Origin of the sequence: Pseudomonas sp. ITEM 17296, from assembly GCF_028895205.1 — a bacterium.
Taxonomy (GTDB): Bacteria; Pseudomonadota; Gammaproteobacteria; order Pseudomonadales; family Pseudomonadaceae; genus Aquipseudomonas; species Aquipseudomonas kermanshahensis.
In genome coordinates this window covers 61,350-84,535 of record NZ_WJRS01000014.1, presented here as the reverse complement: position 1 = coordinate 84,535, position 23,186 = coordinate 61,350, and the positions used below count along the sequence as shown (strand labels likewise).

Sequence of the window (23,186 nt, the reverse complement as noted above, 5' to 3'; positions counted from 1 at the left end):
CGAATGGGGTTCGGGTTGCACCTGCTTGCCTCGTTGACGGGCGAGTAAGGTGGATGACGCGATAAAGCCGTTGAACCGGGTCAGATGCTCCAGCGGGCACTGATCAGGCGTTCGTTGAGTACGCCGGGGGCCACGGGGCGCGGCCGACGGGCCAGGGCAACGTGGAAGGTTTCCAGCGAGTCCTGCAGGCGCTCATCCAGAGCAGGTGCCAGCTGTGCCGCCTTGGCGCCTTCTGCGTAGGCGACCTGGCTGTCGTCGGCGAAGATCCCTTGCAGGGTCTCTTGCGCCTTGAGTGCCGACAGCACCGGTTTTAACGCGTAATCCACCGCCAGCATGTGGGCGATGCTGCCGCCGGTAGCGATGGGCAGCACGACCTTGTGCTCCAGGGCGCGCTCGGGCAGCAGGTCGAGCAATGTTTTCAGCGCGCCGGCGAACGATGCCTTGTACACCGGGGTGGCGACGATCAGGCCATCGGCCTGGGCCACCAGTTGCTGGAAGTGCTGCACCTGCGGGCTGTCGAAGCGCGCATGGAGCAGGTCCTCGGCGGGGAAGTCACGTACCTGGAAGGTCACCACTTCGACGCCACGGTGCTGCAGCCACTGGCGCGAGCGCTCGAGCAACACGCCGGAGCGTGAACGGGTACCAGGGCTACCACCGATTGAGACGACCAGCATTGGAGCGCTTCCTTGTGTTCTGTTGGGAGTGACATTAACAGCCCGTTCATATATCTAGAAATCATATTTTTTCATTTGTTTATTCGTTTTTTATCTATTCCCCAATACGGTCTCTGTGGGAGCGGGTTTACCCGCGAAGAAGCCAACACCGTTCCTTCAGGCATAAAAAAGGGCCGTCGAAACGGCCCGAAATCCCTGCTATGGCTAAGAGCAATGCAACGTGGATCCTTTAACGATTAGGTTGCGGCGTCAGGCGCAGATAAGGCTTCACCGCCCGATACCCTTTGGGGAAACGCTGCTTGATCTCCTCCTCGTCTTTGAGCGAAGGCACGATCACTACGTCGTCACCGTCCTGCCAGTTACCTGGCGTGGCGACCTTGTAGTTGTCGGTCAGCTGCAGCGAGTCGATTACCCGCAAAATCTCGTTGAAGTTGCGCCCGGTACTGGCCGGATAGGTAATGGTCAGGCGCACCTTCTTGTTTGGGTCGATGACGAACAGCGAGCGCACGGTCAAGGTGTCGTTCGCGTTCGGGTGAATCAGGTCGTACAGGTCGGACACCTTGCGGTCGGCGTCGGCGATGATCGGGAAGTTGACCACGGTGTTCTGGGTCTCGTTGATGTCATCGATCCACTTGTGGTGCGAGTCGACCGGGTCCACCGACAGCGCGATGGCCTTGACGCCGCGCTGGGCGAAGTCGTCTTTGAGCTTGGCGGTCAGGCCCAGTTCGGTGGTGCACACCGGGGTAAAGTCGGCCGGGTGGGAAAACAGCACACCCCAACTGTTGCCGAGCCACTCGTGGAAGCGGATCTTGCCTTCACTGGAATCCTGTTCGAAATCGGGGGCGATGTCGCCGAGTTTGAGGCTCATGGGGTGCGGCTCCTGTGCTGTGTTCTGGCCTTGTGGGGTTCAATGTGCCTGCATTCAGTTAAAAACAAAAAGAATAAATACTGATTTATTTATAACCACAGAGCATACCGAATTGCAGACATAAAAAAGCCTCGCACTAGGCGAGGCTTCTGGTTCAGCTACGGCTTACAGGAAGTTGTAAGTGTAGTTGAAGATCAGACGGGTCTGATCCTGGTCAGCCAGCGAGCTGGTGCCAGTGCCACGGTAGACACCGTGACGCAGGCTCGCGCCCAGGCCCTTGAGGGTGCCTTCCTGGATGACGTAGTCGACGCGGGCGTCACGTTCCCATTCGCTGAAGGTACCGTTGCCGTTGGCGTTCTTGCCGTCTTCACCTTTCAGGTAGGAGACCGAAGCTTTCAGGCCTGGCACGCCCAGACGCGCAAAGTCATACGAGTACTGACCGAAGGTGGTGTTTTCACCGGCCTTGGCGAACTGGTTGATCATGCTGTCGGTGAACAGGTAGAAGCTGGAACCACCAGCGCCTTCGTTGCGGCCATTGCCATCAACGACGTTGCCTTGGTTGAGCCAGACAAAACCACCGTCATCGTTGACGCGCTGGTGGCCGAGCATCAGCGCATGGCCGCCCAGGGTGTAGGTGAACATGGCGGACCAGGTCTTGTTGTCGACCTCGCCGAGGTTCTTGGCATAGCCACCGTTGTTGCTGAAGCGGTAGCCAGCTTCACCGTTCTTGCCATCGCTGCTGCTATCGAAGTAGCGCAGGTCAGTCTTGAACGACTGGTCGTCAGCAATCTTGAACACGTGGGTCGCGCCCAGGAAGTGCTGCTTGTAGAAGTCTTCCAGGTTCGAGTAGTAGTACTGCAGGGTCAGGTCTGGGGTGAGCTTGTAGTCCAGGCCGCCGTAGCGGAACTTGTTGCTGTCCTGGGTAGCGCCCGCCACGGACAGGCCGGTACGGTTGCTCGAAGCACGGCCCATGGCGTGGGTCAGCTGACCGGCGTTGACGGTCAGGTTGTCGATTTCCTTCGACTGGATGGTGCCACCCTCGAAGGTCTGCGGCAGCAGACGGCCATCGTTGGCCACCAGGATCGGCAGGTTCGGCGCCAGGGCGCTACCGAAGTGGGCTTCGGTCTTCGAGAAGCGAGCCTTGGCGTTACCGCCTACACGCGCCCACTGGCTTACAGCAGACCCGTCGGTATCGCTCGGGAAGAAGCTGCTGCTGTCAGGGTGCTTGCCGCGGCCGCCATCCAGGTGAATACCCCACAGGGCCTGAACATCGACGCCGAAGCCAACGGTACCTTCGGTGAAACCGGACAGGTAGTCGAGCTTGAAGCCCTGGCCAGACTCGCGGTTGTCAGCACCGCCGTCACGGTTGTCGTTGTTGAAGTACATGGTGCGCGAGCTGAGCGACAGTTTGCTGTCTTCAACGAAACCGGCAGCGCCTGCTTGTTGGGCGAGAACCCCCAGTGCCACGGCCAGAGCCAGGCTGGACTTGTACATGTTTTGCTCCTCTACGTTCTAATTCTTGTGTATCTCTGGAGGCGGGGTCTGCTGCCCCGCTCACCGTGGATTGGCGATTTAGTCCCAAAGCGTGACCATGAAGTCAATCGTTTCTAAACGTTTCGCGACTTTGGTCTAAGACGCCACCTGCGCTACAGGATAATGACAATCCTATAAATCCAAAATGACCGTTTTATGAATTTGTAAGATTTTTCCGGAATATGTTAGGAACCTTTACTGCCATTTGTTGTAAACGGCACAGTCATTCATAACTTCAGGTTATTTGCAAACGTTTGCTCATAACCTAATTCCATACTGTTCTAAGGGACGGAAAAGCCTAGCAGCCCTGTCGGATTTCGCCATTGCGCGACATCAACGGCGCGCGGCTTAAAGCATTTGGCTCCTAAGCTAATTCTAAAAAGTTATTTATTTTAGATTTCTTAGATCATTTAGTCTTCTCGCCATCCATCACATCGATTGCCTGACGAGAGGTTCAACCATGATCCCGCACGCTCCGCTGCGCCTGTTCGCCGCCCTGACCCTCGCCGGCACCAGCTGGTTGGCCCAGGCCGCCGACCTGACGGTGGCCTACCAGACCACCGTTGACCCGGCCAAAGTGGCCCAGGTCGATGGCGACTACGAAAAAGCCAGCAAGGCCAGTATCGACTGGCGCAAATTCGACAACGGCGCCGATGTGATCACGGCTGTGGCCAGCGGTGACGTGCAGATCGGCTACCTCGGTTCCAGCCCGCTGGCCGCTGCGGCAACACGCAAACTGCCGGTCGAGACCTTCCTGATCGCCACCCAGATCGGCGCGGGCGAAGCACTGGTGGCGCGCGACAGCATCAAGACGCCGCAAGACCTGATCGGCAAGAAAGTAGCCGTGCCTTTCGTTTCCACCGGCCACTACAGCCTGCTGGCGGCGCTCAAGGCCTGGAACATCGACCCGTCCAAGGTACAGATCCTCAACCTCGCGCCACCGGCGATCATTGCCGCCTGGAAACGCGGTGACATCGACGCGACCTACGTCTGGGACCCCGCCCTGGGCGTGGCCAAGGAAAACGGCAAGGTGCTGATCACCTCCGGTGAACTGGCCGAAAAAGGCGCACCGACCTTCGACGCCTGGATCGTGCGCAAGGACTTCGCCGACAAGCACCCTGACGTGGTCAAGGCGTTCGCCAAGGTCACCCTCGACGCCTACGCCGACTACCGCAAAGACCCGCAAGCCTGGCTGGCCAACAAGGACAACGTGGCCAAGCTGGTCAAGCTGTCCGGCGCCAAGGCCAGCGATATCCCGGTGCTGCTGGAAGGCAACGTCTACCCATTGGCCGCCGACCAGGCCAACGCCCTGGGTGCACCGACCACCCAAGCGCTGACTGACACAGCCACCTTCCTCAAGCAACAAGGCAAGGTCGACGCGGTGCTGCCGGACTACTCGCCGTACGTCAGCGCCAAGTTCCTTCCAAACTGATCCGGAGCCCGTCATGGCCTTGCTTGAACTGGAGCGCATCAGCGCACAGTACCTTGGCGCCAGCACCCCGGTGCTGGCCGACATCAACCTGAGCCTGGGGCCACGCCAGCTGCTGGTGGCCCTCGGGCCATCCGGCAGCGGCAAGACGTCGCTGCTCAACCTGATCGCCGGCTTCGTCGCCCCCAGCGGCGGCCGCATCACCCTTGACGGTGCACCGGTCAACGGCCCCAGCGCCGAACGCGGTGTGGTGTTCCAAGACGATGCCTTGCTGCCCTGGCAGAACGTGCTGGGCAACGTCGCCTTTGGCCTTGAGCTGGCCGGCGTACCGCGCGCCCAGCGTGAGGCCAAGGCCCGCGAGATGCTGGCCTTGGTCGACCTGGAAGGGTTTGCCGAGCGGCGCATATGGCAATTGTCCGGTGGCCAGAAGCAGCGTGTCGGCCTGGCCCGCGCGCTGGCGGCCGACCCACGGGTACTGCTGATGGACGAGCCGTTCGGCGCGCTCGACGCGTTCACCCGCGAGCAGATGCAAGAGCTGCTGCTGCAGGTTTGGCAGCGCACCGCAAAGCCTGTGTTCCTGATTACCCACGACATTGAAGAAGCCGTGTTCCTCGCCAGCGAGCTGGTGCTGCTGGCGCCCAACCCGGGGCGTGTGGTCGAGCGCCTGCAGTTGGACTTCGGCCAACGCTACGCGGCGGGCGAGCCGGCCCGGGCGATCAAGTCCGACCCACGCTTCATCGAAACCCGCGAGCATGTGCTGGCGCGGGTCTTCTCCCAACGCCAAAGCCTGCAGGAGCGCGCATGAGCAGCCTGGATCTGCCGGTTACCGGCAAACGCGACGCCCACACCCGGCCTGCTGAAAAGGCACGCCGCCCGCTTGCTACCCGCTGGATCAGCACCCTGACCCTGGCCAGCCTGCTGCTGGCCTGGTGGCTGGTGACGGCCGCCGGCTGGATCGAGCCGCTGTTCCTGCCGGCGCCCGGCGATATCCTGGCCAGGGCCTGGACCCTACTGACCCAGGGCTACATGGATGCCAGCCTGTGGCAGCACCTGGGGGCAAGCCTGGGCCGTATCGGCCTGGCGCTGGTCGCCGCCACCCTGACCGCCATCCCGGTCGGCATCGCCATCGGTTACAACCGTGTGGCGCGGGGCATTCTCGACCCGCTGATCGAGTTCTACCGCCCTATTCCGCCTCTGGCCTATCTGCCGCTCATCGTCATCTGGTGCGGCATCGGCGAGCTGTCGAAAGTATTGCTGATTTACCTGGCGATCTTCGCCCCGATTGCCATCGCCACCGCCACCGGCGTACGCACCGTCGACCCGGCCAAACTGCGCGCCGCGCAATCGCTGGGGGCGACCAAGGCGCAACTGATCCGCCACGTGATCCTGCCCAGCGCCTTGCCCGACATCCTCACCGGCATCCGCATCGGCCTTGGGGTCGGCTGGTCGACCCTGGTCGCCGCAGAATTGATCGCCGCCACCAGCGGCCTGGGCTTCATGGTGCAGTCGGCGGCGCAGTTCCTGGTCACTGACGTGGTGGTGCTGGGCATTCTGCTGATCGCCCTGATCGCCTTCGCGTTGGAAATGAGCCTGCGCGCGCTGCAACGCAAGCTGGTGCCCTGGCACGGGCAAAGTCACTGACCACGCCGGCATTTCGGCGCCTAGTAAAAACAGATCGAGACCGACATGAGCCTGACCCTCACCCCTCTCAGCCCGGCGCTCGGCGCCCAGATCAGCGGCGTGGACATCAGCCGCGACATCACCACCGAGCAGCGCGACGCCATCGAGCAAGCGCTGCTCAAGCACCAGGTGCTGTTCTTCCGCGATCAACCGATCAACCCAGACCAGCAAGCCCGCTTTGCGGCCCGCTTTGGTGACCTGCACATCCACCCGATCTACCCCAACGTGCCGGAAACCCCGCAGGTGCTGGTGCTCGACACGGCGGTCACCGACGTGCGCGACAATGCCGTCTGGCACACCGACGTGACCTTCCTGCCGACCCCGGCGTTGGGTGCGGTGCTCAGCGCCAAGCAATTGCCGGCGTATGGCGGCGACACCCTGTGGGCCAGTGGCATTGCCGCCCTCGAAGCCTTGTCGGCCCCCCTGCGCGAGATGCTTGACGGGCTGACGGCCACCCATGACTTCACCAAGTCGTTCCCGCTCGAGCGTTTTGGCACCACGCCAGAAGACCTGGCGCGCTGGGAAGCGACCCGGCGCAACAACCCGCCGCTGTCACACCCAGTGATCCGTACGCACCCGGTCAGCGGGCGCAAGGCGCTGTTCGTCAACGAAGGGTTCACCACGCGCATCAATGAGTTGAACGAGTATGAGAGCGACGCATTGCTCAAGCTGCTGTTCGCCCATGCGACCAGGCCTGAGTTCAGCATTCGCTGGCGGTGGCAGGAAAATGATGTGGCGTTCTGGGACAACCGCGTGACCCAGCATTTTGCGGTGGATGATTACCGGCCGAATCGGCGGGTGATGCATCGGGCGACGATTTTGGGGGATGCGCCGTTTTGAACCGCGGGAGGCCGTTAGCCTCCATTCGCAGCACAAGGCTGCTCCTACAGGGGATCGCACATCCTGTAGGAGCAGCCTTGTGCTGCGAAAGGGCCGCAAAGCGGCCCCAGCGGTCTAGCGGACCAAGTGCAAGTACTGCATATGCCGCTCGTACTGGTCGAGGATGTCGTTGATGATCTGCTCCTTGCTGTAGCCCACCAGGTCGTAGTTCTGGCTGCCCTCGCTCAGGTGCACCTCCGCCCGGTAATAACGGCGGTTCTTCAACTCCTGAGCACCCAGCCCACCCAGCGCAAACGACGGCGTGAAATAGCCGCGCATCTGCACCTGGTAGATGAAGGGTTGCTCCTCGCCATGGCCCACTTTCAAGCTGACGTTGTCGTGGCTCGGGTCGTCCTGGGTAATCAGCACCAGGCCCTTCTGCTCGAACACCTCACGCACATCGGCAATCGCCGGGCGCACCACATCGTCCATGAAGCGGTACACCTCATCGCGTGACGGAAAGTGCACGGCCTGGCTCAGGCGCTGGCGCCAGCCGCCGCGCCCGCGACGCGACTGAGCGAACGGCGCCAGCGAATGCATCTGCGCAATCTGCCGCTGGGACTCCAGGTAGAACGCCTTGTGCAGCCCCCACATCATGCACAGCAGGATCAGCGAGAACGGCAGCGAGGTCAGCACCACCGCCGACTTCAGCGAATCGATGCTACCGGCGAACAGCAATGCACTGGTGATCAGCGCGGTCATCGCGCCCCAGAAAATCCGCAGCCAGTTAGGCCCGTCTTCATCCGGGTCACCACCCTTGGCCGACAAAGTCGACAGCACCACAGTGCCCGAGTCGGCCGAGGTGACGAAGAACACGAAGCTGATAAACACCGTGGTCGCGATGACCACCTTGCTCCAGGGGTAGGTCTCCAGCAGCAGGTACAGGCTCATCGACGGGTTATCCAGCGCCGATTGACCAAGCGCGGTCATGCCATGGTTGATGACCTGGTCCAACGCGCTGTTGCCGAAGATCGACATCCACGCCAGGGTGAAGCCCAGGGGAATCAACAACACGCCGAAGACGAATTCGCGGATGGTGCGCCCGCGCGAAATACGCGCAATGAACAAGCCCACGAACGGCGCCCAGGCAATCCACCAGGCCCAGTAGAACACCGTCCAGCCGCCCAGCCAGTCGCGGTTTTCGCCATAGGCATAGACGTCGAAGCTCTTGCGGGGCAAGGCGCCGAGGTAGTCACCCAGGTTCTGGATAAGCGTGTTGAACAGGTGCTGGGTAGGGCCGGCAAACAGCACGAACAGCAACAGCGCGCAGGCCAGGAACAGGTTGATGTCGCTCATCACCCGCACGCCTTTCTCAACCCCGGCGACCGCTACGGCCACCGCCGCGCCCATCATCAGGGTGATCAGCGCGACCTGCACCCACTGGCTGTGGCTGATCCCGAACAGGTAATCCAGGCCGGCGTTCAGGTGCAACACGCCAAAGCCCATGTCGGCGCCCAGGCCGAACACCGTGGCAATGATGCCGAAGCCATCCACCGCGTAACCAATCGGCCCGTTGATGCGCTTGCCGATCAGGGGGTACAACGCCGAACGCAAGGCCAGCGGCAGGTTATGCCGGTAGGCGAAGTAGGCCAGCGCCATGCCGACGAAGGCAAACACGCCCCAGCCATGCAGGCCCCAGTGCAGGAACAGGATCTGCATGGCCTGGCGCCCGGCCTCTGCCGTGCCTGCTTCGCCTTGGGGCGGCTGCAGCATGTGGGTCAGCGGTTCGGACACGCAGAAGAAGAACAGCGTGATGCTGATGCCGGCGGCAAACAGCATGCCGGCCCAGGACAAGTAGCTGAACTCGGGTTCGTCGTGGTCGGCACCGAGCTTGATCTTGCCGTAGCCGGACAAGGCGGTGACCACCACGAAGACCAGGTACAGCGTCATCGCCAGCATGTAGTACCAGCCGACCGTGTTGGCCGCCCAGTTCTGCGCCGCCAGCAACCAGTCGCCTGCGGCTTGCGGATTGGTGATGACGATGAGGCCGAAGATGAGGATGAAACTTGCCGCGAAATAGAACACCGGAGGGTTCATGCGCATCTTGCCGTTGGCAAGGGTGGGGGTCGGTGCACTCATCGGGCATGCACCTCGTCACGTGACGTAAGGTTCGAAATGAACGGGTTCAGCAAAGGAATCCTCCTGTTGAACACCGGCAGCGGACCAGCGTTTTTTCATTGAACAAGCGTTCAAGTTAACCATGGATCGGGATTTGATGCGAACCGGGGTGCTGATCGGTGCATGCCTGAACCGGCCCGCGAAAGGGCCGGTACAGCCAGTAAAGACCTCAGGTCAGTTCTTGTCCTGGCAATCCAGCTGCAGGTTGGCCTGGGTAATGTTGCTCTCGGCCGGCACGCTGCGGGTGAGCCACACATTACCGCCAATGGTCGAGCCCTTACCGATGGTAATGCGCCCCAGGATCGTCGCCCCCGCATAGATCACCACGTCGTCCTCGACGATCGGGTGGCGCGGCAGGCCTTTGTGCAGGGTCCCCGACTCATCGCTTGGGAAGCGCTTGGCGCCCAGTGTCACCGCCTGGTAGATACGTACCCGCTCGCCGATGATCGCAGTCTCGCCAATCACCACGCCGGTGCCGTGGTCGATGAAGAAGCTCGGGCCGATCTGCGCGCCGGGGTGGATGTCGATACCGGTCGCCGAATGTGCTAGCTCCGAACTGATACGCGCCAGCAGCGGCAAACCAGCCTGGTACAAGTGATGCGCCAGGCGGTGATGGATGATGGCGAGGATGCCTGGGTAGCACAGCAGCACCTCATCGACACTGCGCGCCGCCGGGTCACCGTGGTAGGCGGCCAGCACGTCGGTGTCGAGCAATACCCGCAGGTTGGGCAGCGCCGCAGCAAAATCCTGGATCAGCCGCAGTGCCTGGGCATCGACGGACACCAGGCCACCCTGGGTCTGCCGGGCGGCATAGCGCAGCTCCAAGCGGGCCTGGGCCAGCAACGCGGTCAGGGCGGCATCCAGGGTGTGCCCTACGTAAAAATCTTCGCTCTCTTCGCGCAGGTCGACCGGCCCAAGGCGCATCGGGAACAGCGCCCCGCACAACTGCTCGAGAATCTGCCGCATGGCCTCGCGGGAAGGCAGTTCGCGCCCGCCCTGCTCGCCAATGCTGCGGCCGTTACGGCTGCGCCATTGCTCACGGGCGCTGCGCAAACCACTGACGATGCTGTGCAACTGCCAATGCGCGGATGTTGGTTGTTCGCTCACGGTGTTCTCCTGCCTGGGGCCAATCTGTCGTTATGCAATCCACTCTACGGCAAATCCATCCCTTGGAAAAAACAACGCTTTATTCCATCCTGCGCTAAGTCGGGCATAAGCCGCGATGACGGCGCCAGTATCCTGGCCTACCCTCAAAGCTGACTTGACTCGGCAAAAAAACAAAAAGGAATAATAAGATAATTTTTTATTATTTCCTGGCCTAAGCGGCCAACTTTATAGTCGCCACCCACTACTTCCACACCAAGCACGGGGCCTGACATGTCGAAATTCGCCAAACCGCTACTCAACGCCAGCCTGGCCATCCTGCTGGGTGCCGGCCTGCTCAGCCAGGCCTTCGCCGGCGAGCAATTGAAGACCATTCAGGAAAAGGGCGTGATCAACGTCGGCCTGGAAGGCACCTACCCACCGTTCAGCTTCCAGGATGAAAGCGGCAAGCTGGCCGGCTTCGAAGTGGAGCTTTCGGAACTGCTGGCCAAGGAGCTGGGGGTCAAGGCCAAGATCCAGCCGACCAAATGGGACGGCATCCTTGCAGCGCTGGAGTCCAAACGCCTGGACGTGGTGGTCAACCAAGTGACCATCTCTGAAGAGCGCAAGAAAAAGTACGACTTCTCCGAGCCCTACACCATCTCCGGCATCCAGGCGTTGGTGCTGAAGAAGAAAGCCGCAGACCTGAACATCAAGACTGCACAGGACCTGGCAGGCAAGAAAGTCGGCGTCGGCCTGGGCACCAACTACGAGCAGTGGGTGAAGCAGGACGTGCCGAAAGCCGAAGTCCGCACCTATGAAGACGACCCGACCAAGTTCGCCGACCTGCGCAACGGCCGCATCGACGCGATCCTGATCGACCGCCTGGCCGCACTGGAATACGCGCAAAAAGCCAAAGACACCGAGCTTGCCGGCGATGCCTTCTCGCGCCTGGAAAGCGGCGTGGCCCTGCGCAAAGGCGAACCTGAGTTGCTGGCGGCCCTCAACAAGGCCATCGACAAGCTCAAGGCCGACGGCACGCTGGCCAAGCTGTCGGAAAAATACTTCGGTGCCGATGTCACTAAATGATCGCTGAAAGCCTGCAACTCGTTGTCGATTCCACGCCCTTCCTGCTGAAGGGCGCGGGTTATACGGTGCTGCTCAGTGTCGGTGGCATGTTCTTCGGCCTGGTGCTGGGGTTTGCCCTGGCGCTGATGCGGCTGTCGAAGATGTTGCCGCTGAACTGGCTGGCACGCATCTACGTGTCGTTCTTCCGGGGCACGCCGCTGCTGGTGCAGCTGTTCGTGATCTACTTCGGCATGCCGCAGATCGGTATCGAACTCGACCCCATCCCGGCCTCGCTGATCGGCCTGTCGCTGAACATGGCAGCTTACATCTGCGAAATCCTGCGTGCGGCGATTTCCTCGATCGACCGTGGCCAGTGGGAAGCCGCTGCCAGCATCGGCATGACCCGCACCCAGGCCATGCGCCGGGCCATCCTGCCGCAAGCCCTGCGTACGGCCTTGCCGCCGCTGGGCAACAGCTTCATCTCGCTGGTCAAGGACACCGCCCTGGCGGCAACCATCCAAGTGCCCGAGCTGTTCCGCCAGGCTCAGCTGATTACCGCGCGCACCTTCGAAGTCTTCACCATGTACCTGGCTGTGGCGGTTATCTACTGGATCCTCTGCAGTATCCTCGCGCACTTCCAGAACCGCATGGAAGTGCGGGTCAACCAGCATGACCAGGAGCATTGAGCATGATCGTAGTTAAAGGCCTGTCCAAGCAGTTCAAGGGCCAGACCGTGCTCAATGGCATCGACCTGACCGTGCAGCCAGGCGAAGTGGTCGCCATCATCGGCCCCAGCGGCTCGGGCAAGACCACCTTCCTGCGCTGCCTCAACCTGCTGGAAACCCCCGACGCCGGGCAGATCCAGATCGGCGCCATCAGCATCGATGCCAATCGCCCGCTGGGTGGGCAGCAGAGTGCGATTCGCCGATTGCGTCAGCAGGCCGGTTTCGTGTTCCAGAACTTCAACCTGTTCCCCCACCGCACCGCCCTGGAAAACGTCATCGAGGGCCCGGTGATCGTCAAGAAAACGCCCCGCGACCAGGCGATCGCCTTGGGCCGCAAGCTGATGGCCAAGGTGGGCCTGGCGGGCAAGGAAGACGCCTACCCGCGGCGTCTTTCCGGTGGCCAGCAGCAGCGGGTAGCGATAGCCCGTGCCCTGGCGATGGAGCCTGAAGTGATTCTGTTTGATGAACCCACCTCGGCGCTCGACCCGGAGCTGGTTGGCGAAGTGCTCGCCACCATCCGCGGCCTGGCCGAAGAAAAGCGCACCATGATCATCGTTACCCACGAGATGAGTTTTGCCCGTGATGTGGCGAACCGGGTGATCTTCTTCGACAAGGGGGTGATCGTCGAACAGGGTGAAGCCAAGGCGCTGTTTGCGGCGCCCAAGGAAGAGCGCACCCGGCAGTTCTTGCGCAAGTTCCTCGGTACCGCAGCATCGGAATAAACCTGTACTGGCCTCTTCGCGGGCAAGCCTGCGAAGAGGCCGGCATATCCTGTGCAAATCTCAACTTCTATATATATTCCAAAAGGTTAGTTCATAATCTTTTAATAAGCCATTAGGGTATATACACCGGACCACCGGACCAGCAAATGTCTGTCGCCATCAGCTGAAGCGACGCATCTACTTTTGTGAGGTTAGGAATGGTCAGGATCACAATCACCCCAGTGCGTATCGCCAGGGCATTGAGTGCAGCCAAGGAGCGGTACTGATGTCCAGCCAGCCAAATACCCTTTTCCACAGCGACGTCGACAGCTCGCCCCTGCTGCTGCCAGCCAAGGTGCTGCGCAACGACGCCGAGGCCCTGCAAGCCGCACGCGAACTGGCCGACGTGGCCCGTGAGCAGGCCGCACGCCGCGACCAGCAACGCAAGCTGCCGTGGGCAGAGATCGAGCAGTTCACCCGCAGCGGCCTGGGCAGCATCAGCGTACCCAAGGCCTATGGCGGCCCCGATGTCTCGTTCGAAACCGTGGCGGAAGTCTTCCGCCTGATCAGTGCCGCCGACCCGGCCCTGGGGCAGATCCCACAGAACCAGTTCGGCATGCTGCAGTTGCTGCGCCTGACCGCCACCGAGGCACAGCAGGCGGTGATCTTCCGCAGCGTGCTGGACGGCTGGCGCATCGGCAATGCCGGCCCCGAGCGCGGCACCAAAGACACCCTGACCCTGAAGGCGAAGATCACCCGCGCAGGCGACGGTTATCGCATCAGTGGTGAAAAGTTCTACTCCACGGGCGCCCTGTACGCCCACTGGGTGGCGGTCAAGGCACTGGACGACGAAGGCCGCCAGCGCCTGGCCTTCGTCCGCCGCGGCAGCCCTGGGCTGCGCATCGTCGATGACTGGTCTGGGTTCGGCCAACGCACCACCGCCAGCGGCACCGTGCTGCTCGACCAGGTACCGGTCGATGCGGAACTGGTGATCGACAACTGGCGCCAGCGTGACACGCCGAATATCCAGGGCGCGGCTTCGCAGTTGATCCAGGCAGCCATCGACGCCGGCATCGCCGAAGCGGCCATCGATGATGCCATCAGCTTTGTGCGCGACAAATCGCGGCCCTGGATCGACGCCAAGGTCGAGCGCGCCAGCGACGACCCGTACGTGATCGCCGACATCGGCCGCCTCAAGCTCGAGCTGCACGCTGCCGAGGCGCTGCTGCGCAAAGCGGCACGGGTGCTCGATGAGGTCAATGCCGCCCCCATCGACGCCGCTTCTGCTGCCCGCGCTTCGATCGCTGTGGCCGAGGCCAAGGTGCTGACCACCGAGGTCTCGTTGCAGGCCAGCGAAAAGCTGTTCGAGCTGGCCGGCAGCCGCGCCACCCTGGCCGAGTTCAACCTCGACCGCCACTGGCGCAACGCCCGCGTGCACACCCTGCATGACCCGGTGCGCTGGAAGTACCACGCGGTGGGCGCTTACCACCTGAACGGCAGCCTGCCTGCGCGGCATTCCTGGATCTGATTTGCAGCCTTTGGGGCTGCTGCGCAGCCCATTCGCGGGGCAAGCCCGCTCCCACACCTGAGATCAGTGCAGTGTGTCTGTGGGAGCGGGCTTGCCCCGCGAATGGGCCGCACAGCGGCCCCCGGAGAAACACCATGACCACAAACATCATCACCAGCGACACCCAAGCCCTGGCCATCGCCGAAGACATCGCCCAGCAACTGCGCCGCGACAGCGCCCTGCGCGACCGCGAGCGTCGCCTGCCCCACGCCGAACTGGACCTGTTCACCCGCTCCGGCCTGTGGGCCATCAGCGTGCCCAAGGCCTTCGGCGGCGCCGGTGTGTCCAACGTCACCCTGGCCAAAGTCATCGCCCGCATCGCCCAGGCCGATGGCTCCTTGGGGCAGATCCCGCAAAACCACTTCTATGCCCTGGAAGTGCTACGGGTAAACGGCAGCCCTGAACAACAGCAACGCCTGTACGCCGAAGTGCTGGCCGGCCGGCGCTTTGGCAATGCCTTGGCCGAACTGGGCACCAAGACCGCCAACGACCGCACCACCCGCCTGAGCCGCGACGGTGATGGGTTCCGTATCAATGGCCGCAAGTTCTATTCAACCGGTGCCCTTTACGCCCAGCGCATCCCGACCTCGGTGATCGATGACGATGGCGTGCAACAATTGGCCTTCGTCCCCGCCGACAGCCAAGGCCTGCAGGTGATCGACGACTGGAGCGGCTTCGGCCAGCGCACCACCGGCAGTGGTTCGGTGGTATTCGACAACGTGTGGGTCAGCGCGCAAGACGTAGTCCCCTTCCAGAGCGCCTTCGAACGCCCGACCCCGGTCGGCCCACTGGCACAGATTCTCCACGCCGCCATCGACACCGGCATCGCCCGCGCCGCCTACGAAGATGCCCTGCACTTCGTGCGCACCCGCAGCCGCCCCTGGGTCGACTCGGGCCTGGACAAGGCCAGCGAAGACCCCTTGACCCTGAAAAGCTTCGGCCAACTGGCGATCCGCCTGCACGCCACCGAAGCCCTGCTCGAACGCGCCGGTGAATACCTCGACCGCGCCCAGCAAGACAGCAGCGCCGACAACGTCGCCGCCGCCTCCATTGCCGTGGCCGAAGCACGCGCCATCAGCACCGAGATTTCCCTCGCCGCCGGCACCACGCTGTTCGAACTGGCCGGTAGCCAGGCCACCCTCGCCGAGCACAACCTCGACCGCCACTGGCGCAACGCCCGCGTGCACACCCTGCACGACCCAGTGCGCTGGAAGTACCACGCCATCGGCAACTACTACCTGAACAACGAAAACCCGCCGCGCCGGGGGACGATCTGATGGCCAAGCAGATTCTGCTCAATGCCTTCAACATGAACTGCATCGGGCACATCAACCATGGCCTGTGGACCCACCCGCGGGACACCTCGACCCAGTACAAGACGCTTGAATACTGGACCGACCTGGCACGCCTGCTGGAACGGGGCTTGTTCGACGGCCTGTTCATCGCCGACATCGTCGGCACCTACGACATCTATGGCCAGTCGCTGGAGGTAACGCTCAAGGAGTCGATCCAGCTACCCGTCAACGACCCCCTGCTGTTGGTCTCGGCCATGGCTGCCGTCACCCGCAACCTGGGCTTCGGCCTTACCGCCAACCTCACTTACGAGGCGCCTTACCTGTTCGCCCGGCGCCTCTCCACGCTCGACCACCTCACCAATGGCCGGGTCGGCTGGAACATAGTCACCGGCTACCTCGACAGCGCGGCCCGCGCCATGGGCCTGGCGCAGCAACCCGAGCATGATCGGCGCTACGACCAGGCCGACGAGTACCTGCAGGTGCTGTACAAACTGCTCGAAGGCAGCTGGGCTGACGATGCCGTGGTCGCCGACCGCGAGCAGCGCGTCTACGCCCAGCCCAACAAGGTGCGCAAGGTCAGCCACCACGGCGAGTTCTACAACGTCGAGGGCTACCACCTGTGCGAGCCCTCAGCGCAACGCACACCGGTGTTATTCCAGGCGGGCAGTTCCCCGCGCGGCCTCGCCTTTGCAGGCAACCATGCCGAGTGCGTGTTCATCAGCGGCCAGGACAAAACCGCCACCCGCGCCCAGGTCGACAAGGTGCGCGCGGCCGCCAAGGCGGCGGGCCGCGATCCGCAGGCGGTCAAGGTGTTCATGGGCATCACGGTGATCGTCGCCCCCACTGAGCAACAGGCCCAAGCCAAGCATGCCGAGTACCTGCGCCATGCCAGCCCCGAGGCCGGCGTGGCGCACTTTGCCGCCTCCACCGGCATCGACTTTGCGGCCTATGGGCTGGACGAGCCGATCGGCTTCAGCAAGGGCAACGCCATTCAATCGGCCACGCGCCAGCTGCAGGAAAACGCCTGGACCCGCCGCCGCCTGCTTGATCAGCACGCCCTGGGCGGGCGCTACGTGACCCTGGTCGGCAGCCCTGAACAAGTCGCCGATGCCCTGATCGCCTGGCTCGACGAAACCGGGCTGGACGGCTTCAACCTGACCCGCACCGTTACACCAGAAAGCTTTGAGGATTTCATCGACCTGGTCATCCCGCAGCTACAACAGCGTGGCCGCTACAAGACCGCCTACGCCGAGGGCACCCTGCGCGAGAAGTTGTTCGATACCGACCACCCGCACCTGCCCGCCAGCCATCCCGGCTCGCGCTACCGCTTTACCCCAACCCCTGCCCCGACTGGAGCCCTGCACCATGCTTGAGAAACTGTTCCGGCCCGTCGCGGCCATTGCGGTCACCCTTGGCCTGTCCGCCAGCGCCTTCGCCGCCGAGCCGTTGAAAATCGGTACCACCTCCGCCTTTGCGATTCCCCTGGAAACCGCCGTGGAAGAAGCCCACAAGCAAGGCCTGGACGTGAAGCTGATCGAGTTCAGCGATTGGATAGCCCCCAACGTCAGCCTCAACAGCGGCGACATCGACGTGAACTACTTCCAGCACATCCCGTTCCTGGAAAACGCCAAGGCCGCTGCGGGCTTCAACCTGGTGCCCTACGCGCCAGGCATCATCAACAACGTCGGCCTGTACTCGAAAAAGTACAAAAGCTTCGCCGAGCTGCCCGAAGGCGCCAGCGTGGCCATCGCCAACGACCCGATCAACAGCGGCCGTGGCCTGCAGCTACTGGCCAAGGCGGGGCTGATCACGCTTAAACCTGGGGTCGGCTACAAGGCCACGGAAGACGACATCATCGCCAACCCCAAGCACCTTAAAATCCTTCAGGTCGAGGCGGTGCAACTGGTGCGCGCCTATGATGACGCCGACCTGGTTCAGGGCTACCCGGCCTACATCCGCCTGGCCAACAGCTTCGACGCCACCTCCGCGCTGCTGTTCGACGGCCTGGAAAACAAAGAGTACGTGATCCAGTTCGTCATTCGCCCGCAAAGCAAGGACGACCCGCGCCTGGCCAAGTTCGTCGATATCTACCAGCACTCGCCCGCGGTGCGCGCGGCCTTGAACAAAGCCCACGGCAACCTCTACCAGGCCGGTTGGGAGGGCTGACATGAGCCAGGCCAGCGCGCTCAGGGCGCCGACACCCCAACCATTGCCGCCAACGGCCAAGGAACAGGCCCTGCGCCCAGAGGTCAACGAAGCCCACGTGCGCTTCATCGGCCTCGGCAAGACCTACCCTGGCCAGGCTCAGCCTGCCTTGCAAGGCATCGACCTGAACATCCGCCATGGCGAGATCTTCGGCATCATCGGCCGCAGCGGCGCCGGCAAGTCGTCGCTGCTGCGCACCATCAACCGCCTGGAACAACCCAGCCAGGGCCGCGTGCTGATCGACCAGGTGGACATCGCGCCCTTCGACGAGGACCGCTTGGTTGCGCTGCGCCGGCGCATCGGCATGATCTTCCAGCACTTCAACCTGATGTCGGCCAAGACCGTGTGGCAAAACGTCGAGCTGCCGCTGAAAGTGGCCGGCGTGCCCAAGGCCGAGCGCCAGCGCAAGGTGCGCGCACTGCTGGAGCTGGTCGGCCTGCAGGAAAAGCACCACGTCTACCCCGCGCAGTTGTCGGGCGGGCAAAAGCAACGCGTCGGCATCGCCCGGGCGCTGGTGCACGACCCCGAGATTCTCTTGTGCGACGAGGCCACCTCGGCACTCGACCCTGAAACCACGGCCTCGATCCTTGAACTGCTGCGTGACATCAACCAGCGCCTGGGCCTGACCATCGTGCTGATCACCCATGAAATGGCGGTAATCCGCGATATCTGCCACCGCGTGGTGGTGCTGGAGCGCGGCGAAGTGGTCGAGCAAGGGGAAGTCTGGCGGGTATTCGGCACACCGCACCATGAAGTGACGCGGACCTTGCTCGCGCCCTTGCAGGCCAAGCTGCCCGCGACTTTGCAGGCCAGCCTCAAGGCCAGCCCGCAGAGCCGCGACAGCGCCGTGGTGCTCAAGCTGACCTTGCTCGGCGAGCCGGAGCTTTCTGCCCTGTTCACCGACCTCGGCGGCCGTGTGCGCCTGCTGCAAGGTGGCGTTGAAACCATCGGTGAGCATGCCCTTGGGCAGTTGATCCTGTCGGTGCAGCATTCGCCACACGACACCCACCAATTGCTGGAGCGTGCCCGCCGTTGGGCCGAAGACGTGGAGGTACTGGGCCATGTGGTTTGATCGCCTGCTTGAAGGCTTGCTCGACACCCTGCTGATGGTCGGCGTGTCGTCGCTGATCGCGCTGTTGGTGGGTGTACCGATGGCGGTGCTGCTGGTCACCAGCGACAAGGGCGGCATCTTCGAGGCACCGCTGCTGAACCGGGTGCTGGGCGCGTTCGTCAACCTGTTCCGCTCGATCCCGTTTCTGATCCTGATGGTCGCGCTGATCCCCTTCACCCGCCTGGTGGTAGGCACCACCTATGGCGTGTGGGCGGCCGTGGTGCCGTTGACCATCGCCGCCACCCCCTTCTTTGCCCGGATTGCCGAGGTGAGCTTGCGCGAAGTGGACCACGGCCTGGTGGAAGCGGCGCAAGCCATGGGCTGCCGGCGCTGGCACATCGTCTGGCATGTGCTGCTGCCCGAGGCGCTGCCCGGCATCGTCGGGGGGTTCACCATTACCCTGGTGACCCTCATCAACTCGTCAGCCATGGCCGGGGCGATTGGCGCCGGTGGGCTGGGCGACATTGCCTATCGGTATGGGTACCAGCGCTTCGACAGCCAGATCATGCTGACCGTGATCGCCATGCTGGTGGCGTTGGTGGCGTTGATTCAACTGGGTGGGGATCGGCTGGCGAAGGGGTTGAACAAGCGGTGAGTTATTTGGGGCCCTTTTACGGCCCCATTCGACGTCGCGCAGAAAACTAAATTATCGTTGAGATAGAAACCATATAAAGGCGCTAAACCGTTCTAGCGAAACAATACTTTCGTTTTTTTTGCACTGATCTCTTCTCATACCCTAAAACTAAATAAAACCTTAGTTTTCCTTGAATGTTCCCTGTCGCCGACCATAATCGAAACTATTCTTTCGAACCGGCTGAACACCCATGGGCTCCCTCAAACAGATCCAGACACCTCTCGATTTGGGAAATGCAGTACGTGAGGTACGCAAAAACCAGGCAATAACCCAATCGGACCTGGCCCTCATCGTCGGCAAAAGCCATGTCCTGCTCAGGGACATCGAGCGAGGCAAGGGCAGTGTGTCACTCGCAAGCGTCCTGCAAGTGATGCAGGAGCTTGGCATACGGGTCTATGTGGATGTGCCTGACAAATGAGAACCCTCCAAATCCTGATCAACAGCCACCACGTTGCAACGCTCAGCGACAACGCAGGTGTCTGGAGCCTGGAATATACGCCAGCCTGGATAGCCCGACCCGACGGCTATGATCTGTCGCCCGCACTGCCTCGTGCCAAAGGCTTGCTGGTTGATGGATCATCCGAGCGCCCTGTCCAATGGTTCTTCGACAATCTGCTGCCCGAAGAGCAAGCACGCACATTGCTGGCCAGCGATGCAAAGCTCGAATTCGCGGACGCTTTTGGCTTGCTCAGCTACTACGGTTCAGAGTCGGCAGGTGCAATCACATTGCTACCTGAGCCACAACTTGAGCAGGCGAGCGGGCTGAAGCCCATCTCGGACGCTCAGTTGAGTGAGAGGATTCGCAACCTGCCCCGAGTCGCACTGACCACAGGTGCCCCGAAGCGTATGTCACTCGCTGGCGCGCAGCACAAGCTGCCGATTGTCATGGAAAAAGACGCCCTGTTCGAACCGATCGGCAACACGCCGTCGACCCATATCCTCAAGCCCGACCACCCTGACCGTAACCTCTATGACGCGACCGCAGTGAACGAGTGGTTCGTGATGAGTGTTGCACGAGCGGTAGGGCTGCAAGTACCCGATGTGAAGGTTCGCCGCGTACCCGAGGCAGCCTATCTGATCGAGCGCTTTGACCGCACACGGGTGAATGATCGGCTCGAACGCGTGCATGCGCTGGATGCTTGCCAATTGCTCACGCTCGACAAAAGCTTCAAGTACCAACAAGCGACTGCAGAAACGTTACGAAAGATTCTCGGGCAGGTCCGGAATGTGGCCCAGACGCGGCTTCAGCTATTCAGGTGGTTGGTATTCAACATTGTCGTTGGCAACAACGATGCCCACTTGAAAAACCTGTCGTTCTTCGTGCGTCCGGATGCGTATTACCTCGCACCGCACTACGACCTCTTGTGCACCGCCGTTTACGGCGAATCCGCTGCCCCTTGGCTTGAGGCAGAACTGGTGTGGAAGCCAGAAGGCGTCCGCACCTACGCTGACATTACCAGGGCCAGCGTCATCAGCCTCGGTGAAGCCATTGGCGTACGCGCGCCGCTGGGTAACAAGATCATTGATGAGCTGGTACCGGGCGTGGAAGATGCAGCAAGAGACCTTCTGGAAAAAAACGTCCATGCCTGGCATGCCGGTGAAAGCAGGCTGGTCAGGCGCATCGTCCATGGCGTGATCCGCGACATGACGGAAAAACTACGGCCCTGAGCCATCACCCCCAATCTAGGTCTTGCGCCGGCACCGGCCGGCCGAACCAGTAACCCTGGCCCAACTGGCACTGCTCCTGCAGCAGGAAGCTGGCCTGCTCTTGCTGCTCGATGCCCTCGGCATGCACTTGCATGCCCATGCTGCGGGCGAGGGCAATGATCACCCGCACGATCGCGATGTCGTCATCGTCATGAGGCAGGCCCGCGACAAACCCCTGATCGATCTTCAGCTTCTGCACCGGCAAACGCTTGAGCCGCAGCAACGACGAATACCCCGTGCCAAAGTCGTCGATCGCCAAGGTCACGCCCAGTTCACGCAGGCGATGCAGCTGCTCCAGCGCCACTTCCGGGTCTTCCATCACCGCACTCTCGGTGACTTCCAGCTCCAGCATCGCCGGGGCCAGGCCGGTTTCGTGCAGCACTTCGGCCACCTGCCTATACAACGCGTGCTGGCCAAACAGACGGCTTGAGATATTCACCGCGACGAACGCCAGCTGCCGGCCTTCGCGCTGCCACTGCACCATCTGCAGGCAAGCCTGACGCAGCACCCAGGTGTCGATCTCGGCAATCAACCCGGTGCGCTCGGCGATCGGTATGAACTCGCTCGGCGGCACCAGGCCGCGCTGAGGATGCGCCCAGCGCACCAGGGTCTCGACCCCCACCCGCTCGGCCGTGGCCAGGTCATGCACCGGCTGGAAGTACACCCGCAGTTCATCCTGCTCCAAGGCACGGCGCAACTCGCCCGCGGTTTCCACCCGGTGCTGGGCGTGCGCGGTCAGCTCTTCGGTGTACAGCGCATAGCAGGCCCGCCCGCTGCTCTTGGCCTTGAACAGTGCCGCGTCGGCATTGCGCAGCAACTGCTCGGTGCCCAGCGCATCGCTGGGGAACAGGCTGATGCCGACGCTGACACTGATGAACAGGCGATGGCCATCAAACACGAACGGCTCGCGCATACGCTCGATGATGCGTTGCGCCAGCTTGCCCGCCTGGCCGACCTGCTGGCAGTTCTCGGCCAGAACACCGAACTCGTCCCCCCCCAGCCGCGCCAGGGTCACCCCATTGCCCACCACCTCGCCCAGGCGCTCGCCCACCAGCTTGAGCAACTGATCGCCGATGGTGTGGCCAAGGCCGTCGTTGATGCTCTGGAAATGGTCCAGGTCGAGCAGCAGCAAACCGCAACCGCGTTTGTTGGCTTGCGCCGTCACCAGCGCCTGCTCGACGCGGTCGGTGAACAGCAGGCGGTTGGGCAGGCCGGTCAACGGGTCGTGATGGGCCAGGTAGGCCAGTTCCTGCTCGGTATGCTTGATCGCACTGATGTCGCTGAAAACCGCCACGTAATGGCTCAGCTCGCCAGCGTCATCGCGTATGGCGCAGATCGTCTGCCATTGCGGATAGATCTCGCCGCTTTTGCGGCGGTTCCAGATCTCGCCGCTCCATTCGCCCTTTTCGGCCAGGGTGGCAAAGATCTGCTGATAGAACGACGCCCCATGGCGGCCCGACTTGAACTTGTTCGGGCGCTGGCCAATGACCTCGTCCTGCTGGTAACCGGTAATACGCATGAAGGCGCGGTTGACGTGCACGATCAGGCCTTGGCGGTCGGTCACCAGCACCCCTTCGAGGGTACTGTCGAACACCGCCGCCGCCATGCGCAGCCGCTCGCGGTCCTCACAGCGCAGGCGCGCGCCAATGCCAATGAAATTGAGCAGGCGTGCCCGCGACACGAAAATCAGCACCGCGCTGAACAAGACCCAGATCACCACATTGATCTGCCGCCCCACCGTCAGTGCCAGCGGGTCGTCAGTCATACCATGCAGGAGCATCTCCGCCAGCACCAGCCAGAGGATCGACAGCACCACATAGAGCGCAGCCATGCGCAAGGCGTCGCGAACGGAAACAGACATGTCGGGTGGAATGGCCCATGAACGAAGAGCGCGCATTATAAAGGGTGA

At 62.3% G+C, this 23,186-nt stretch carries 21 protein-coding genes; 15 read left to right on the top strand and 6 right to left on the bottom strand.

Features of this window, described 5'->3' with window-relative positions; genetic code table 11:
- Positions 1-80 precede the first annotated feature (80 nt).
- The 3 genes from ssuE to GIB19_RS16735 all read right to left on the bottom strand — a co-directional run bounded on the left by ssuE (position 81) and on the right by GIB19_RS16735 (position 3,036).
- Complete coding sequence (gene ssuE, locus GIB19_RS16745; protein ID WP_027595178.1) at positions 81-674, bottom strand: NADPH-dependent FMN reductase; 594 nt, start codon at positions 672-674, stop codon at positions 81-83.
- A 229-nt stretch (positions 675-903) separates the two neighbouring features.
- Positions 904-1,542: a peroxiredoxin gene (locus GIB19_RS16740; RefSeq protein WP_027595177.1), complete on the bottom strand. Its 639-nt coding sequence runs from the start codon at positions 1,540-1,542 to the stop codon at positions 904-906.
- A gap of 165 nt (positions 1,543-1,707) precedes the next feature.
- Positions 1,708-3,036 carry an OprD family porin gene (locus tag GIB19_RS16735; protein ID WP_274887247.1) on the bottom strand — a complete coding sequence of 443 codons (1,329 nt, stop codon included), beginning with the start codon at positions 3,034-3,036 and terminating at the stop codon, positions 1,708-1,710.
- A 499-nt stretch (positions 3,037-3,535) separates the two neighbouring features.
- Between GIB19_RS16735 and tauA the strand changes: the two genes are divergently transcribed.
- Genes tauA through tauD form a run of 4 tightly spaced genes read left to right on the top strand, consistent with a single transcriptional unit; the run spans position 3,536 to position 7,024 of the window.
- Entirely contained in the window at positions 3,536-4,507 is a 972-nt protein-coding gene (tauA, locus tag GIB19_RS16730) for a taurine ABC transporter substrate-binding protein (protein ID WP_085273871.1), read from the top strand.
- 13 nt (positions 4,508-4,520) lie between these two features.
- Positions 4,521-5,309 (top strand): taurine ABC transporter ATP-binding subunit, encoded by a 789-nt coding sequence (gene tauB, locus GIB19_RS16725; protein ID WP_099428067.1) that lies wholly within the window; start codon positions 4,521-4,523, stop codon positions 5,307-5,309.
- On the top strand, positions 5,306-6,145 hold the full coding sequence (gene tauC / locus GIB19_RS16720; protein ID WP_099428066.1) for a taurine ABC transporter permease TauC: 840 nt from the start codon (positions 5,306-5,308) through the stop codon (positions 6,143-6,145). Before tauB ends, tauC begins: the two co-directional genes overlap by 4 nt.
- Before the next feature lie 45 nt (positions 6,146-6,190).
- Positions 6,191-7,024 carry a taurine dioxygenase gene (gene tauD, locus GIB19_RS16715; protein ID WP_274887246.1) on the top strand — a complete coding sequence of 278 codons (834 nt, stop codon included), beginning with the start codon at positions 6,191-6,193 and terminating at the stop codon, positions 7,022-7,024.
- Between the two features lie 114 nt (positions 7,025-7,138).
- Here the strand turns inward: tauD and betT are convergent, their stop codons facing one another.
- Positions 7,139-9,100 (bottom strand): choline transporter BetT, encoded by a 1,962-nt coding sequence (betT, locus tag GIB19_RS16710; protein ID WP_172960398.1) that lies wholly within the window; start codon positions 9,098-9,100, stop codon positions 7,139-7,141.
- A gap of 255 nt (positions 9,101-9,355) precedes the next feature.
- Positions 9,356-10,288 carry a serine O-acetyltransferase EpsC gene (gene epsC, locus GIB19_RS16705; protein ID WP_099428064.1) on the bottom strand — a complete coding sequence of 311 codons (933 nt, stop codon included), beginning with the start codon at positions 10,286-10,288 and terminating at the stop codon, positions 9,356-9,358.
- A 270-nt stretch (positions 10,289-10,558) separates the two neighbouring features.
- Here epsC and tcyJ point away from each other — a divergent pair, with 270 nt between their 5' ends.
- From tcyJ to GIB19_RS16650, 11 genes are all read left to right on the top strand, one after another.
- Entirely contained in the window at positions 10,559-11,353 is a 795-nt protein-coding gene (gene tcyJ, locus GIB19_RS16700) for a cystine ABC transporter substrate-binding protein (protein ID WP_238212691.1), read from the top strand.
- A complete protein-coding gene (tcyL, locus tag GIB19_RS16695; RefSeq protein WP_274887245.1) occupies positions 11,350-12,018 on the top strand; it encodes a cystine ABC transporter permease in 669 nt (222 codons plus the stop codon). Before tcyJ ends, tcyL begins: the two co-directional genes overlap by 4 nt.
- Before the next feature lie 2 nt (positions 12,019-12,020).
- Positions 12,021-12,779: an L-cystine ABC transporter ATP-binding protein TcyN gene (gene tcyN, locus GIB19_RS16690; RefSeq protein ID WP_085273875.1), complete on the top strand. Its 759-nt coding sequence runs from the start codon at positions 12,021-12,023 to the stop codon at positions 12,777-12,779.
- A 265-nt stretch (positions 12,780-13,044) separates the two neighbouring features.
- Positions 13,045-14,286 carry an SfnB family sulfur acquisition oxidoreductase gene (locus GIB19_RS16685; protein WP_099452616.1) on the top strand — a complete coding sequence of 414 codons (1,242 nt, stop codon included), beginning with the start codon at positions 13,045-13,047 and terminating at the stop codon, positions 14,284-14,286.
- Between the two features lie 134 nt (positions 14,287-14,420).
- Positions 14,421-15,602: an SfnB family sulfur acquisition oxidoreductase gene (locus GIB19_RS16680; protein WP_027595165.1), complete on the top strand. Its 1,182-nt coding sequence runs from the start codon at positions 14,421-14,423 to the stop codon at positions 15,600-15,602.
- A complete protein-coding gene (locus GIB19_RS16675; protein WP_274887243.1) occupies positions 15,602-16,993 on the top strand; it encodes an LLM class flavin-dependent oxidoreductase in 1,392 nt (463 codons plus the stop codon). The genes GIB19_RS16680 and GIB19_RS16675 overlap by 1 nt, the downstream gene beginning before the upstream one ends.
- Positions 16,986-17,786, top strand: a complete 801-nt coding sequence (locus tag GIB19_RS16670) for a MetQ/NlpA family ABC transporter substrate-binding protein (RefSeq protein WP_085273879.1) — start codon at positions 16,986-16,988, stop codon at positions 17,784-17,786. Before GIB19_RS16675 ends, GIB19_RS16670 begins: the two co-directional genes overlap by 8 nt.
- A 1-nt stretch (position 17,787) precedes the next feature.
- Positions 17,788-18,897 carry a methionine ABC transporter ATP-binding protein gene (locus GIB19_RS16665; protein ID WP_274887242.1) on the top strand — a complete coding sequence of 370 codons (1,110 nt, stop codon included), beginning with the start codon at positions 17,788-17,790 and terminating at the stop codon, positions 18,895-18,897.
- Positions 18,887-19,531: a methionine ABC transporter permease gene (locus GIB19_RS16660; protein WP_008096606.1), complete on the top strand. Its 645-nt coding sequence runs from the start codon at positions 18,887-18,889 to the stop codon at positions 19,529-19,531. Before GIB19_RS16665 ends, GIB19_RS16660 begins: the two co-directional genes overlap by 11 nt.
- A gap of 229 nt (positions 19,532-19,760) precedes the next feature.
- Positions 19,761-19,988, top strand: coding sequence for a helix-turn-helix domain-containing protein (locus GIB19_RS16655; protein ID WP_033694250.1), 228 nt, complete (start codon positions 19,761-19,763; stop codon positions 19,986-19,988).
- Positions 19,985-21,238, top strand: a complete 1,254-nt coding sequence (locus GIB19_RS16650) for a HipA domain-containing protein (protein WP_274887241.1) — start codon at positions 19,985-19,987, stop codon at positions 21,236-21,238. Before GIB19_RS16655 ends, GIB19_RS16650 begins: the two co-directional genes overlap by 4 nt.
- A gap of 4 nt (positions 21,239-21,242) precedes the next feature.
- On the opposite strand, the gene dibA is transcribed toward GIB19_RS16650, so the two are convergent.
- Positions 21,243-23,138, bottom strand: coding sequence for a phosphodiesterase DibA (dibA, locus tag GIB19_RS16645; RefSeq protein WP_265969185.1), 1,896 nt, complete (start codon positions 23,136-23,138; stop codon positions 21,243-21,245).
- Positions 23,139-23,186: the final 48 nt, after the last annotated feature.